This window comes from Glycomyces halotolerans, assembly GCF_054779575.1.
The window spans coordinates 54,154-68,741 of sequence record NZ_BAAGXZ010000015.1; the positions used below are offsets into that span (position 1 = coordinate 54,154).

General features: G+C 69.2%; 12 protein-coding genes. 2 read left to right on the forward strand and 10 right to left on the reverse strand.

Annotation, left to right across the window (positions count from 1 at the left end; genetic code table 11):
• Positions 1–15: 15 nt before the first annotated feature.
• The 6 genes from ruvX to ACYVL2_RS13565 form a co-directional block, all read right to left on the reverse strand.
• On the reverse strand, positions 16–498 hold the full coding sequence (ruvX, locus tag ACYVL2_RS13540) for a RuvX/YqgF family protein (RefSeq protein WP_460544136.1): 483 nt from the start codon (positions 496–498) through the stop codon (positions 16–18).
• 7 nt (positions 499–505) lie between these two features.
• Positions 506–3,184: an alanine--tRNA ligase gene (gene alaS / locus ACYVL2_RS13545; protein WP_460544138.1), complete on the reverse strand. Its 2,679-nt coding sequence runs from the start codon at positions 3,182–3,184 to the stop codon at positions 506–508.
• 17 nt (positions 3,185–3,201) lie between these two features.
• Positions 3,202–3,489 (reverse strand): hypothetical protein, encoded by a 288-nt coding sequence (locus ACYVL2_RS13550; RefSeq protein WP_460544140.1) that lies wholly within the window; start codon positions 3,487–3,489, stop codon positions 3,202–3,204.
• 15 nt (positions 3,490–3,504) lie between these two features.
• Complete coding sequence (locus ACYVL2_RS13555) at positions 3,505–3,984, reverse strand: DUF948 domain-containing protein (protein WP_460544142.1); 480 nt, start codon at positions 3,982–3,984, stop codon at positions 3,505–3,507.
• A 171-nt stretch (positions 3,985–4,155) separates the two neighbouring features.
• Positions 4,156–4,725, reverse strand: coding sequence for a hypothetical protein (locus ACYVL2_RS13560; protein ID WP_460544144.1), 570 nt, complete (start codon positions 4,723–4,725; stop codon positions 4,156–4,158).
• Complete coding sequence (locus ACYVL2_RS13565) at positions 4,715–6,103, reverse strand: replication-associated recombination protein A (RefSeq protein WP_460544146.1); 1,389 nt, start codon at positions 6,101–6,103, stop codon at positions 4,715–4,717. Before ACYVL2_RS13565 ends, ACYVL2_RS13560 begins: the two co-directional genes overlap by 11 nt.
• A 198-nt stretch (positions 6,104–6,301) precedes the next feature.
• Between ACYVL2_RS13565 and ACYVL2_RS13570 the strand changes: the two genes are divergently transcribed.
• A complete protein-coding gene (locus ACYVL2_RS13570) occupies positions 6,302–8,035 on the forward strand; it encodes a carbon starvation CstA family protein (RefSeq protein ID WP_460544148.1) in 1,734 nt (577 codons plus the stop codon).
• 81 nt (positions 8,036–8,116) lie between these two features.
• Here ACYVL2_RS13570 and ACYVL2_RS13575 read toward each other — a convergent pair whose 3' ends face one another.
• The gene (locus ACYVL2_RS13575; RefSeq protein ID WP_460544150.1) at positions 8,117–9,010 is read right to left on the reverse strand and encodes a hypothetical protein; all 894 of its coding nucleotides are present in this window, start codon (positions 9,008–9,010) and stop codon (positions 8,117–8,119) included.
• Between the two features lie 203 nt (positions 9,011–9,213).
• On the opposite strand from ACYVL2_RS13575, the gene ACYVL2_RS13580 reads away from it, so the two are divergent.
• Positions 9,214–10,290, forward strand: coding sequence for a PQQ-dependent sugar dehydrogenase (locus tag ACYVL2_RS13580; protein ID WP_460544152.1), 1,077 nt, complete (start codon positions 9,214–9,216; stop codon positions 10,288–10,290).
• A 59-nt stretch (positions 10,291–10,349) separates the two neighbouring features.
• Here the strand turns inward: ACYVL2_RS13580 and ACYVL2_RS13585 are convergent, their stop codons facing one another.
• From ACYVL2_RS13585 to ACYVL2_RS13595, 3 genes are all read right to left on the reverse strand, one after another.
• A complete protein-coding gene (locus ACYVL2_RS13585; RefSeq protein ID WP_460544154.1) occupies positions 10,350–11,756 on the reverse strand; it encodes a serine/threonine-protein kinase in 1,407 nt (468 codons plus the stop codon).
• A gap of 184 nt (positions 11,757–11,940) precedes the next feature.
• Complete coding sequence (gene aspS, locus ACYVL2_RS13590; protein ID WP_460544156.1) at positions 11,941–13,722, reverse strand: aspartate--tRNA ligase family protein; 1,782 nt, start codon at positions 13,720–13,722, stop codon at positions 11,941–11,943.
• 156 nt (positions 13,723–13,878) lie between these two features.
• On the reverse strand, positions 13,879–14,400 hold the full coding sequence (locus ACYVL2_RS13595; protein WP_460544158.1) for an SAV_6107 family HEPN domain-containing protein: 522 nt from the start codon (positions 14,398–14,400) through the stop codon (positions 13,879–13,881).
• Positions 14,401–14,588 lie beyond the last annotated feature (188 nt).

The window sequence follows — 14,588 nt, forward strand, 5'->3', positions numbered from 1 at the left end:
GCCGAGCATGGTGCGTCATTTCCTCCGCCGCTGATCCAACCATTGCTGGAGGATCTCCACCGCGGCGGCTTGGTCGACGACGGAGCGCTTCCGCTTGCCGCGGACGCCCCCCTCATGGAGTCTGCGGGTGGCGACGGCCGTGGTGAGCCGCTCGTCGGTCAGAGTAACCGGCACGGGGGAGACTCGGTCGGCAAACCGTTCCACCCAGGTCCGGGTGTGTTCGGCGGCCAACCCCTCCTCACCCGAAAGGGTAACGGGTAGACCGACGACGATCTCGACCACATCGTAATCCGCGACGATTTCCGCGAGTTCGCGAATATCGTTCGGTATCTCCTCGCCGCCGGTCCGCATGTCGCGACGGACGGTCGTCACCGGGGTGGCCAGGATGCCGTCGGGATCGCACACGGCGACGCCGATGCGGGCCTTGCCGAGGTCGACGCCGAGACGGCGGCCCCGCCGCCACTCGGTGGCGGCGGGGCCGGACTGCTCTTCGATCACGTGGGGCCTACTCGGCCAGGGCGCGCACGATGTCGTCCAGCAGGCGGTCGGCCTGCTCGGCCGGCACGCCGCCGCCCTGGGCGATGTCGTCGTTGCCGCCGCCGCGGCCCGACAGCGCGCTCTTGACCAGGTCGGCCGCGCTGATGTGGGCGGCCTTGGCCGCGGCGTTGACGCCGACGACGACGCTGGCCTTGCCGCCGGCGGTGGCGACCACGGCCGCCACGCCGGCCTCGGACTGCGGCAGGTGCGAGCGGATCTGCATCGCGAGCTTGCGGACGTCGCCGCCCTTGGTGCCGTCCGGGGCCTTCACGGCGGCGACTTTGACCGCGCCGACCTGCTTGGCCTCGGCCGCGTAGTCCGCGGCCTTGGACAGCACGATCTGGCTGCGCAGCTGCGCGAGCTCCCTCTCGGCATCGCGCAGCTGGGCGATCGTCGCCTCGACCCGGTCCTTGACCTGGTCCGACGGCACCTTGTAGAGACCGGCGAGCTGGTTGACCAGGGCGTGCTCGCGGGCGAGGAACTGGAAGGCGTCGATGCCGACCAGGGCCTCGACGCGGCGCACGCCCGAGCCGATGGACGACTCGGAGAGGAACTTGACCACGCCGAGCTGACCGGAGCGGCCCGCGTGGGTGCCGCCGCACAGCTCACGGGCGTAGTCGCCGACCTCGACGACCCGGACCTCGTCGCCGTACTTCTCGCCGAACAGCGCCATCGCGCCCAGCGCCTTGGCCTCGGCCATGCTCGTGGTGAACGCCTTGACTTCCAGGTCGTGCTCGAGGATCTCGTTGACCTGCTGCTCGGCGTCGCTGAGGACCGAATCGGGCACCTGGTTCGGCGTGTTGAAGTCGAACCGGAGCCGACCGGGCGCGTTCAGCGAACCGGCCTGCGTGGCCGACTCGCCGAGGAAGTTGCGCATCGCGGTGTGGACCAGGTGCGTGGCGGTGTGGGCGCGGCTGATCGCACCGCGCCGCCGCCGATCGATCTCGGCGTAGGCGGTGTCCCCTTCGAGGACGCCGCCGCGCAGCACCTTGGCCTTGTGCACGATCAGGCCCGGGACCGGCGACTGGACGTCGTAGACCTCCAGCTCGCCGGAGCCGACGGTGATCCGGCCGGTGTCGGCCTGCTGGCCGCCGCCTTCGGCGTAGAACGGGGTGGCCTTCAGGACGATCTCGACCTCGTCGCCGGCCTCGGCGTCGCGGGCGCGGCCGTCGGCGCCGACGATCGCCAGGACGTCGGTCTCGCGGGAGTCCTCGGTGTAGCCGGTGAACGACGTGGTGCCGGCGGCGTCGCGGATCTGGTGGTAGACCGACAGGTCGACGTGCCCGGTCTTGCGGGCCTCCGCGTCGGCCTTCGCTCGGGCGCGCTGCTCGGCCATGAGGCGGCGGAAGCCGTCCTCGTCGACCTGCAGGCCCTGCTCCTCGGCCATCTCCAAGGTCAGGTCGATCGGGAAGCCGTAGGTGTCGTGCAGCTCGAAGGCCTTCGAGCCCTCCAGGGACTTCCCGCCGCCCCGCTTGGTCTCGGTGACCGCCATGTCGAGGATCTCGGTGCCGCGCTTGAGCGTGGACAGGAACGACTCCTCTTCGGCGTAGGCGTAGGAGGAGATTCGCTCGAAGTCGGCGGCCAGCTCGGGATACGAGGGGGCCATGCGGTCGCGCGCCACCGGCAGCAGCTCGGGCATCGCCGGCTTGTCGTAGCCGAGCAGGCGGATCGCGCGGATCGCGCGGCGCATGATGCGGCGCAGGACGTAGCCGCGGCCTTCGTTGGAGGGCACGACGCCGTCGCCGATGAGCATCAGGCTCGAGCGGACGTGGTCGGCGACGATCCGGAAGCGGACGTCGTCGGGGTGCGACTCGGAGGCGGTGTGCGAGCTCGAGACACCGTAGCGGCGACCGGTCAGCTCCGCGGTCTTGTCGATCAAGGGGCGGACCTGGTCGGTCTCGTACATGTTGTCGACACCCTGGAGGACCGCCGCCATGCGCTCCATGCCCATGCCGGTGTCGATGTTCTTCTTGGGCAGGTCGCCGAGGATCTCGTAGTCCTCCTTGGCCGGGCCGGCGCCGCGCTCCTGCTGCATGAACACGAGGTTCCAGAACTCGATGTAGCGGTCCTCGTCGACCTCGGGCCCGCCTTCGGGGCCGTAGTCGGGACCGCGGTCGTAGTAGAGCTCCGAGCAAGGCCCGCATGGCCCGGGGATGCCCATCGACCACATGTTGTCGGCCTGGCCGCGTCGCACGATCCGGTCCATCGGCAGGCCGATCTGCTTGTGCCAGATGTCGATGGCCTCGTCGTCGTCGAGGTAGACCGTGGCCCAGATCTTATCGGCGTCGAGACCGAAGCCGCCGTCTTCGACCGATCCGGTCGACAGGTCCCAGGCGAAGCGGATCGCCTGCTCCTTGAAGTAGTCCCCGAACGAGAAGTTGCCGTTCATCTGGAAGAACGTGCCGTGGCGGGAGGTCTTGCCGACCTCCTCGATGTCCGGGGTGCGCAGGCACTTCTGGATCGAGGTCGCCCGCGGCCACGGCGGGCTCGCCTGTCCCAGGAAATAGGGGACGAACTGGACCATGCCCGCGTTGATGAACAGCAGGTTCGGGTCCTCGATCGCCGGCAGGGGTGCGCTGGGGACCACCGTATGGCCGTTTGACTCGAAGAACTTCAGAAACCGGCGTTGGATTTCAGCGGTCTCCATGGGCACCTCCTTCAGTGCTATAGCCGGCCATGAGCGGTCGCGGCGTCTTCTTCCTCTTCGCTGAGCAGCGGCGCGATGTCGTCGCCGCGCTCGATGGCGTCCAGCAGCTCGGATTCCTTGGCCTGCTTCGCCTCGGAGACGTCGGACCAGAACGCTCGGAACGATGCCTTCATTTCAGCACCGGCGTCGCCGACCCGGTCGGCGACCCCGCCGGGAGTGACCGACTCCGCGGCCTTGGTCAGCTTCCGCACGACCACGACCCCGACGACCACGCCGACGCCCACCCAGATCATCCGCTTCAACATGGGATCTCCTCAAGTCTATTTGCCGCGCTTGCGGGCCTTGCGGGCCTGCTTGCGCTCTTTGCGGTTCTGCTTGGAGGCCTCGACCATGCGGCGCACCTGCTGCTCGTCCATGTCCTCGCCCCGCTTCTTGACGGCCTTGCGCAGACCGAAGCTGAACGCCGCGGCCTTGACCAGCGGCGATGCCACCGCCGAGGCGACCAGCGTGGTCAGGTTCGCGACATTGGACGACACGTTGGCGGCGTTGTCGGTGATCGAGCCGACCTTCACCAGTTCGCCGTCGACCTTCACCAGCGACGAGTTGACGTTGGTCACGGTCGTATTGAGGTTCTGCAGCAGCGGACCGACTTCGCGGTCGACCTTGTCGAGAGTGCGGCCCGCCTTCGACACGATCTTGTTCCGCACGCTGATCAGGACGAAGCTCAAGACCACGCAGAGAATGAGTATCCCGACCCCTGCCAGGGCCGCGAAGATATCCCAACCGTCGTTGAACTCCAAGGCCAATGACTCCTCCGGCACGACTTCCCCCTTGACGAAGAATTGACCGCACTAATGCGGCTAATGATGATTCCTGGCTCTCGCGCATGAGCAACGCAGCCTTGACCTTACCTTGCAGAGAGGGACAGAAAGCGCAATGGGGCGGCCCGGCGACCGCTCGGCCGCCCGTCCTCATTCCAATTCGACGGCCGTCCGCCGCTCCTTCGCGAGCCGAGGCTGCGCGGCCTGGGAGGCCACCACCGCGGTCACCTCCGAGCCCACGCACAGCTCGTAGCGGTCGTCGCAGCTCACCGGCACCACCCACAGCTCGAGGTAGAGCTCGTCGCGGACGTAGCAGCCCTCCTCGCCGACGCACAGCTCCTCGTCCGCCGGGCGCCAACCGTTCTCCAGCAGGGCCTTCCAGAACTCCCCCGCGGTGTCGTCCACAGTGCCTTCGGACGTCCAGGTGCGCGTCCGCACCCGGCACTCCCCCACGCACCAGCGGCTGCCGTAGGTCTCGTCGCTGACGCTGACGGACGCCCAGGCCGGCACGTCGAGTTCGTCGACCGCCCTGCGCGTCGGATCGATCGTGAGCGCCCGGCCGTGCCACAGGACCGCGGCGACCAGGAGCACGGTCGCCGCGGCGACGGCCAGCACCGTCAAACGCAGCCGTGCGATCCGGTTCCCGGTGGACGCCAGCGCTTCGGCGATGCGGTCGCTCGAGCGCCGCGGGCCCGGCGGCGGACCGCTCTCACCGGTCATCGTCGCGTTTCCGCACGATCCGGCGCAGTTTGGCGAGCCGGTCGGCGACCTCGGCTTCCCGGCCGTGGCCGGTGGGCCGGTAGTAGTCGCGCCCGGCCACGACGTCGGGGGCGTACCGCTGCGGCACCACGCCGAGCGGGTCGCTGTGCGGGTAGACGTAGCCGGTGCCGTGGCCGAGTTCGGCGGCCGACTTGTAGTGGGCGTCGCGCAGGTCGGCGGGGACGGGGCCGATCATGCCGCGGCGCACGTCGGCGATGGCCTCGTCGACGGCCGTGATGACGGCGTTGGATTTGGGGGCGGTGGCGAGGTGGATGACGGCCTGCGCGAGATTGATGCGGGCCTCGGGCAGGCCGATGCGTTCTACGGCGGTGGCGGCCGCGGTGGCCGTCTGGAGCGCGGTGGGGTCGGCCATGCCGATGTCCTCGGAGGCGAAGATGACCAGGCGGCGGGCGATGAAGCGCGGGTCCTCGCCCGCGACGACCATGCGAGCGAGGTAGTGCATGGCGGCGTCGACGTCGGAGCCGCGCAGGCTCTTGATGAAGGCGCTGGCCACGTCGTAGTGGCCGTCGCCGTCGCGGTCGTAGCGGACGGCGGCGGTGTCGATGGCGGCCTCGACGACGGCCACGGTCACGCGCGGGGCACCGTCGGTCTCGGCGGCGTCGTCGGCGAGGGTCGCCGCGGCGGCTTCGAGGGCGGTGAGGGCTTTGCGAGCGTCGCCGCCGGCGGTGCGGACCAGGTGGTCGCGGGCCTCGTCGGTCAGTTCGACCGACTTGTCGAGGCCGCGCGGGGAGGCGACGGCGCGGTCGACGACGGTGCCGATGTCGGCGTCGCCGAGTTCGCGGAGGGTCAGCAGGACGCAGCGGCTGACCAGGGGCGCGACGACGGAGAAGTACGGGTTCTCGGTGGTGGCGGCGAGGAGGGTGATGGTGCGGTCTTCGACGGCGCCGAGCAGGGAGTCCTGCTGGGTCTTGTTGAACCGGTGGACCTCGTCGATGAACAGGATGGTCTGGGGCCCGCCGGTGCGCCGGATGCGGCGGGCCTCCTCGATGGCGGCGCGAACGTCCTTGACCCCGGAGTTGAGCGCGGACATGGCGCGGAAGCGCCGGTCGTCCGAGCGGGCGACCAGGTGAGCGATCGTGGTCTTGCCGGAGCCGGGCGGCCCCCAGAGGATCACCGACATCGGCTGGCGGCCCTCGACGACCTGCCGCAGCGGCGAGCCGGGCGTGAGCAGGTGGTCCTGGCCGATCAGCTCGTCGAGGCGCTGCGGCCGCATGCGCACGGCCAGGGGGTCGTCGGCGGAGGAGGTGCCGGTGCCCAGGACTCCGGACCCCTCGGGTTCAGAGGGTTCGGCGATCTCGAAGAGTCCTGGTGCGTCCATGGCCGAACCAGCGTATGCCATTTGCCGGTGCGGGCCGCATCACCGGGGGCGCCCGGGGAAGCGGAATGTCGGCGATACGAGGGTTCGGGCCGCCCGGAGTCTTTGCGACCGTCAAGCATTGACACCGAGGTTTCCTCAGCTTTACGGTGATATCACCGTTGAGTTGCCTGGGTCACATCTGCATCTGGAGGCCAGCCCATGCCCGCATTCGTACTGGCGATCGCGGTACTCGCGCTATTCGCCTGCGGCTTCATCTACTACTCCCGCTACCTGGCCGATAAGGTCTACCGGCTCGACCCCGCGTACGTCACCCCGGCCCACCGTTTCAACGACGGCGTCGACTTCATCCCCACCAACAAGCACGTCCTGTTCGGACACCACTTCACCTCGGTCGCCGGCGCCGCCCCGATCGTCGGCCCGGCCATCGCGATCTTCTGGGGCTGGCTGCCGGCCCTGGCCTGGATCGTCATCGGCACCATCGTCGCCGCCGGCGTCCACGACTTCGGCTCCCTGGTCCTGTCGGTGCGGCACCGGGCCCGAGGCATCGGCACCCTCACCAAGGACGTGATCGGCCCACGCGCCGGAACGCTGTTCCTGGTCATCATCTTCTTCCTGCTCACCCTCGTCAACGCCGTGTTCGCGGTCGTCATCGGCAACCTCCTGGTCGCCAACCCGGGCGCAGTGATCCCGATCTTCGGCGAAATCCCCATCGCGATCGCCATCGGCTACTACGTCTACCGGCGCCGCAGCGCCGCACTCGTACCGAGCCTGCTGGGCGTCGCGGCCCTGTACGTCCTCATCTGGGTGGGCCAGGCCTTCCCCATCGAGATCACCGGACTCGCCGAAGCGCTCGGCGTCGACCAGGCCCGCAACGTGTGGATCGTGATCCTGTTCGTCTACACCTTCATCGCCTCGCGCATCCCGGTGTGGGTCCTGCTGCAGCCCAGGGACTACATCAACTCCCACCAGCTGTTCATCGCGCTGGCGGTCGTCCTCCTGGGCGTCGGGATCGGATGGAACACCATGGTCGCGCCGGCGCTGAACACCGTGCCCGAAGGCAGCCCGAGCATCTTCCCGTTCCTGTTCATCACCATCGCCTGCGGCGCCATCTCGGGCTTCCACTGCCTCGTGTCCTCCGGAACGACGGCCAAGCAGCTCGACAAGGAGACCGACGCCCGCCACGTCGGCTACGGCGGCGCCATCGGCGAGGGCACCCTCGCACTGTGCTCGATCCTGGCGGTAGGCGCGGGCGTGGCGGCGACCCAGGCGGAATGGGACGGGCTCTACGCCGACTTCTCGACCGCCTCGGGCGGGGCCGTGGGCAACTTCGTCAACGGCGTGGCGGTCTTCGCCAACAACCTCGGCATCCCACTGGACTACGCGGTCATCTTCGCGGCCGTCGTGGTGATCTCCTTCGCGGCGACGACCATGGACACCGGGGTCCGACTGCAGCGCTACGTGGTCCAGGAGATCGCCCACCTCGCCGGCTGGCAGAGGGTCGCGAACAACCTGACGCTGGCGGGCGTGATCGCGGTGGCGATCCCGCTCGCGCTGGCGCTCATGCCCGGCGGCGACGACGCCGGATACGCCTTCGGCGTGCTGTGGCAGCTGTTCGGCACCACCAACCAGCTGCTGGCGGGCCTGGCGCTCGCGGTGATCGCCGTCTGGGTGACCAAGCGCCGCGCCAACCCGGTCGCGCTGCTCGTCCCGCTGGTGTTCCTGGTGGGGATGACCACTTGGGCGCTCGCCATCAACCTGCGCAACTTCATCGAGGCCGGGGAGTGGGTGCTCGCGCCGCTGGACGCGGTCATCTTCATCCTCGCGGTCTGGATGATCATCGAGGCGTCCAGGGGCCTGGCCGCGGCCTGGCCCGACCGCAAGGGGCCGGCCAGGACCGCGCCCTCGGAGGACATGGAGGAAGCGGCGAACTGACACCGGCGACTCTGCCGCCGCCTGAACGCGAGAAGGTCGCCGGGCCATGGCCCGGCGACCTTCTCGCCGCGGTCTCGGTTACTACTGCAGAGAGCCGGCGAACTCGTCGAAGGAGTGGAGGTTGTCCGACTCCGGAGCGGCGATGTCGTACTCGCCGCCGATCTCGACGATCTCGCTGACCATGTGCATGGTCATGCCCTCGATCTCGGGCAGGGTCATCTCCATGGTCTTGAGCAGGCCCTCGTCATCGAGGGTGATGGTGACCTCGGTGTCCTCGATCATCTCGGCGCCGTTGGCGGCGCCGCCGGTGGCGCCGAGCAGGTCGCCCATCGCCTCCGAGTCGGCGCTGAGCGTGCCGGTGTAGACACCGTCGCCGGTCTCCTCGACATCGCTGAGGTCGGTGATCATCAGCTCGGTCTGCTCGGCCAGGTCGAGGCTGCCGACCTGCTCGTAGACGCGGTTGAGGTCGCCTTCCTCGGTCAGGTCCAGGGTGAACCAGGCGTCCTCGCCGAACTCCTCGGCCATGAGGTCGAACAGGCCGCCGGAGAACTGCATGTAGATCACATCGTCGACCACGATCGACTCGGTGTGCATGTCCGAGAACATGGACTCCATCATCTCGGCGGACTCGGGGTCCTCGGGCATCTCCTCGCCCATGGCCTCGAGGATGGCGCTCATGTAGATGTCCTGGGAGGCGTGAGCGGCTCCGCCGTCGACCGTGTTGGTCATGTTCATGAAGTCGATGTCGTCGACGGTCATGACCGACTCCATCTTGTACGACTCGCCGTCCAGACCCTCGTAGGAGGCCAGCACCGCCTCCTGCGGGCTCAACTGAGCGACGGCGTCCTCGTTGGACTCCGAGCCGGCGTCGTTTCCGGCGTCGTCGCCGGAATCCGAGCTGCACGCGGCGAAGGCCAGCGCGAACACCGGGATCGCCGCGGCGCCGACGAGGCGGCGAGTGGTGAGGGTAGACATCAGCGTCCTCCAAATTCGGGGGGTCGGGTTTCCTCGCCCACAGCCTACATTGCCCCTGCCGCCACAACCGCCCCGCCGATTCCGGCTCGCGGCGGCACCGCGGCGCGCACCGTGGGAACGCTTTCTGGACAGAGGGGGCAAATACCGCTTATGCTATCGATTCCATCGAAATATGTCTATTTCCTGAAAGGCAGGGAGCATTCATGCGACGCAGACTGCTGGTCGCCGCCGCGACGTTCGCGGCCGCGGCCATGGGCGTCGGAACGGCGGTGGCCCAAGAGGGCCCCGACCAGGCCGAACCGGCGCAGCAGGCCGGGTTCGACTTCAGCGAGGGACAAGTGCTGGCCCAGGGGCTCTCCATCCCCTGGGGCCTCGCGTTCCTGCCCGACGGCAGCGCTCTGGTCACCGACCGCGACAGCGGCGCCCTCCTCCGGTACACCGGCTTCGGCAGTCCCCAGGTCATCGGCGGCATCGGCGTCCCCTCGCCGGAGGGGCGGTTCGACGAGCGCGGACTGCTCGGCCTGGCCGTCTCCCCGAACTACGAGGAGGACGGCTATGTCTACGCCTACCACTCGACCGAAGAGGACAACCGCGTCGTTCGGTTCACGATCGACCAGTTCGCGCCCGAGCCGATCATCACCGGAATCCCCACCGCGCTCAATCACAACGGGGGCCGACTGGCGTTCGGACCCGACGGTAGGCTGTACGTGACCACCGGCGACGCGAACGACACCGCGAACGCTCAGGACCTCGAGAGCCTGGGCGGCAAGATCCTCCGTGCCGAACCGGACGGCTCGGTGCCGGAGGACAACCCGTTCGAGGACTCGCTGGTCTACAGCTGGGGGCACCGGAACGTACAGGGGCTGGCCTGGGACTCGGAGGGCGAGATGTACGCCAGCGAGTTCGGTCAGAACACGTGGGACGAGCTGAACCACATCGAGCCGGGGGCGAACTACGGCTGGCCCGAGGTCGAGGGCATGGGAGGCGACCCGGTGTACGAGGACCCGCTGTTGGTGTGGTCGCCGGCCGAAGCGTCGCCGTCCGGAGCCGAGATCGTCGACGACGTCATGTACGTGGCGGCGCTGCGCGGCCAGCGGCTCTGGACCGTGCCGGTGTCAGGCGGCGAGGCCGGAGAGCCGGAAGCGGTGCTGGCCTCAGAGATCGGCAGGATCAGGACCGTGGAGGTCAGCCCGGACGGATGGCTGTGGGTGGCGACCTCGAACGGCAACGGTGAGGACGTCATCGTTCGCTATCCGCCGCTCGCGGAAGAGGGGGCATAACGCGGCGGCACAGACGGGCCGGAGGCCGATCCTCCCCGGCTTCCGGCCTCACCAGAGAGTTAGTTCGGCTCGTCGCCGCCGTTGCCGTCGCCGCCGTCCTCAGTGCCGTCGTCGGTCGGCTCGGGCGACGACTGCGTGTCGGTCGGTTCAGGTTCGGGCTCGCTGGTGGTCTCTGCCGGCTCGCTCGTAGTAGGCTCGTCCGGGTCGGTCGTTTCGGTCTCAGATGCCGTCTCGGTGGGTTCCTCGGTCGTCGGTTCTTCGGACGTCGGCGCCTCCCAGTTGTCGTCGTCCCAGTCGTCGGTGTCGTCTTCGGTGGTCTCGACCTCGCCTGGAGTCTTGGTCTCAGCGTCCTCGGCGGGCGTCATGGTGTTGCTGTCGTTCTCGGAGAATTCGCCGCCCCGTCCGTTCTGCAGCGGACCGTAGAGCAGCATCAGTATGAGGGCCACCACGACGGTGACCGCACCGGTGATCAGCCACGGCACGGCTTTGCCGCCGCCGCCTTCCGCCTCACCCATCTGGCCCGTCGGCTGCGCCGCCGTCATGTTCCCTGTCCGCTGGCCCGCCGCCGTTCCGGCGCCGGCCGCTCCGAACATCCGGGTCGCGCTTTGCGGCGGTGAGGAGGCGAGCGGAATCCCGCCGGTCACCACTCGGCCCTCGCGCGCCGAGCGTCCCATGTCGGCGGCCGAGCCGTATCTGGCCTGGGGCTCCTTCTGCAGCGCCTGCAGCACGACCTGCGCCACTCCGGCCGGGATGTCGCGCTTCAGCGGCGGCGGCGCCTGGTTCATGTGGCCGTTCATCACCGCGACCGGCGTTTCGGAGACGAACGGCGGTCGGCCCATCAGCGCCTCGTAGGCCACGCAGCCGAGCGAGTACAAGTCGGTCGCTCCGCTCAGTTCGCCGCCGTTGAGCTGCTCGGGCGAGGCGTAGGCCAGGGTGCCCATCACCGTGCCGGTCTCGGTCAGGCCCGAGGCGCCTCTGGCGGCGGCGATGCCGAAGTCCACGATCTTGACCGCCCCGGCGGCCTCATCGACCAGGAGGTTCGCGGGCTTGATGTCGCGGTGGATGATGTCGGCGCGGTGCGCGACTTCGAGGGCGTCGGCGGCGGTTGCCACGATCTGCATGACCTCGGCCGGAGGCAGCGGTCCCCGCTCCTGCAGGATCTCGGCCAGGGACCGCCCGCGAACGAGCTCCATGACCAGGTAGGCGATGGTGCCGTCGTCGCCGTCCTCTTCGCCGTAGTCGTACAGCGCTACAATGCCGGGAGACTGCAGCGCTGCGACCGCACGGGCCTCGAGCTGGAAGCGGGCGCGGAACTTGTCGTTGGTGGAAAGTCCAGCATGGAGTATCTTGATGGCCACGCTCCGACTCAGGCGGGTGTCGAAGCCCTTCCAGACCTCGCCCATGCCGCCGGCGGCCAGCCGCTCGTCCAGTCGATAGCGGCCTGCCACCATGGTCCCGCTCTGCACGTCGAACCGCTCCCTCTTGCTCCTGCCTAGACCGGGTGTTAGGTATATCAGTCACGTTTTGGGGCGCTTTCGCAGCCCACGGAGCTTCTACCGCTCGGAAGCCCTTGCGGGAGAACCCGGCACGTGAAACGGGCGGCGGCTCGAGCCCAATGGGCCCGAGCCGCTCACGGCGTGCATCGTATGGCTACTGGTCCACCTCGTCGGTTTCGGTTTCGGGGACGAAGTCGATTCCGGCTTCGGCGCGCTGCTCCCCCGTGATCGGCGTCGGCGCGGCCGTGAGCGGGTCGTATCCCGCGCCGGTCTTCGGGAAGGCGATGACCTCGCGGATCGAGTCCGCCTTCGAGAGTAGCGCGCACACCCGGTCCCAGCCGAAGGCGATGCCGCCGTGAGGCGGGGCACCGTACTTCAGGCCCTCCAGCAGGAACCCGAACTTCTCCTCGGCGTCCTCAGGGCTCAGGCCCAGCACGTCGAAGACCCTGCTCTGGACCGCGCGGTCGTGGATACGGATCGAGCCGCCGGCGATCTCGTTGCCGTTGCAGACGATGTCGTAGGAGTAGGTCAGGGCCTGTCCCGGGTCGGTCTCGAACTTGTCGATCCACTCGGGGTTCGGCGAGGTGAAGGGGTGGTGGACCGCGGTCCAGCCACCCTCGTCGGTGGGCTCGAACATCGGCGCGTCGACGACCCAGCAGAACGCCCAGGCGTCGGGGTCGATGAGTCCGCAGCGCCGGCCGACCTCCAGGCGGGCGGCGCCGAGCAGCTCCTGCGCCTCGCGGCGGTCGGGCGAGGCGGCGAAGAAGACCGCGTCGCCGGCCTTCGCGCCGACCGCATCGGCCAGGCCGGCCAGGTGCTCTTCGGACAGGTTCTTGGCGACCGGTCCCTTCGGCTCGCCGGTCTCGGCGGCGAAGGTGACGTAGGCCAGGCCCTTGGCGCCGCGGGCTTTCGCCCAGTCCTGCCAGGCGTCGAGCTCCTTGCGGGTCTGCGAGGCGCCGCCGGGCATGACGACCGCGCCGACGTAGCCGCCGGCGTCGATCGCGCCGGAGAAGACGCGGAAGGCGGTGCCGCGCAGGTAGTCGGTCAGTTCGACCAGTTCCTGGCCGAAACGCAGATCGGGTTTGTCGGAGCCGTAGCGGTCCATGGCCTCGCGCCAGGTCAGGTGCGGCAGCGGGCGCGGCAGCTCGTAGCCGCCCAGTTCGCTCCACAGGGCGGCGACGATGCGCTCGCCGAGGTCGACGATGTCGCCCTGGTCGACGAAGGAGGCCTCGATGTCGAGCTGGGTGAACTCGGGCTGGCGGTCGGCGCGGAAGTCCTCGTCGCGGTAGCAGCGCGCGATCTGGAAGTAGCGCTCGAAGCCGCCGACCATGAGCAGCTGCTTGAACAGCTGCGGCGACTGCGGCAGCGCGTACCAGGAGCCGGGCTGGAGGCGGACCGGGACGAGGAAGTCGCGGGCGCCCTCGGGCGTCGAGCGGGTCAGCGTCGGCGTCTCGACCTCGACGTACCCGTCCTCGACCAGGAGGTTGCGGGCGATGTTGTTGGCCTTCGAGCGCAGCCGCAGCGCCTGGTTCGGGCCGGTGCGCCGCAGGTCGAGGTAGCGGTGGCGCAGGCGGACGTCCTCGGAGACGTCGATGTGGTCGTCGATCTGGAACGGCAGCGGTGCGGACTCGGAGAGCACGGTGAGGGACTCGGTGGTCACCTCGATCTCGCCGGTCGGCAGCTCGGGGTTCTCGTTGCCCTCGGGGCGGCGCGCGACGACGCCGGTGATCTGGATGCAGAACTCGTTGCGCAGCTCGTGCGCGGCCTTGGCGGCCTCGGAGTCGCGGAAGACGACCTGGACGACGCCCGAGGCGTCGCGCAGATCCACGAACTCCACCCCGCCGTGATCGCGGCGCCGCGCCACCCATCCGGCGAGGGTGACTTGCTGGTCGACGTCAGCGGCACTCAGCGTGCCGGCGAGGTGTGTCCGATACACGGGCTCAATACTCCTCGGAAGTATTCGGTAGACGATTGGACGGCTTGCAGGATCATTCTCGCGAATGCCCGGGGCCGTCAGCAATCGTATAACCGCCCGTTCAACGGTTCCGCCTGCGTGCCGCGCGGTGCGAGCGGGGCCGCGGTCGCGCGGCGGTCAGCGGGCCAGGGAGCTGAAACCGAGCAGGCGGACGACCACGTCGAGGAAGCGACGGGCGTCGGCGACGATCGCGTCGGCCTCCTCGGCGGTGACGATGTCGGGAATGCCGGCCTGGGCCAGGACGCGTTTGCGCGCGGTGCGCGAGAAGTGGGAGGCCCACTCCTCCAGCTCGGGTGCGGCGCCCTTGAGCAGTTCCCAGGCGCTCGACGGCCGCGCCGGGCGGCGTCTGCCGGCGACGTCGGCGGCTCGGACGGCGAGCACGGCCGCCGCCACGCGGAGGGCGGCCATGTGGGCCTCGGCGTAGCGTTCGCCGGGGCGGGTCTGTTCGGCCGCGTCGTCGAGGTCGGTGCGGGCGGTTGCCAGCAGCTGGAGGGGCGAGCGGTTCGGCAGTTGGCCCGCCGGGATGCGCAGGCGGGAGTTCGAGACCGTCCCCGCCTGCACCAGCTGGGGCGAGCTCACGCCCGGGTTGCCGGGCGAGGAGGGCGTCGATCGGGTGACTCCGGGTCGAGAAGCAGCCATGAGGGCCTCCATAACCTTGTTCGAACTCGCGTTCGAGGAATATGGAACCACAAGAGTCCGACATTTTGAACCCCCATGGTTACGCCACAGCGGCGAAACACTACGGAATGTCGCCAATTTGACAGCTGATCGATTGCCGCCCAAGCAAAAAGCGGCCGCGCACGACATCGTGCGCGGCGTGGGTCACA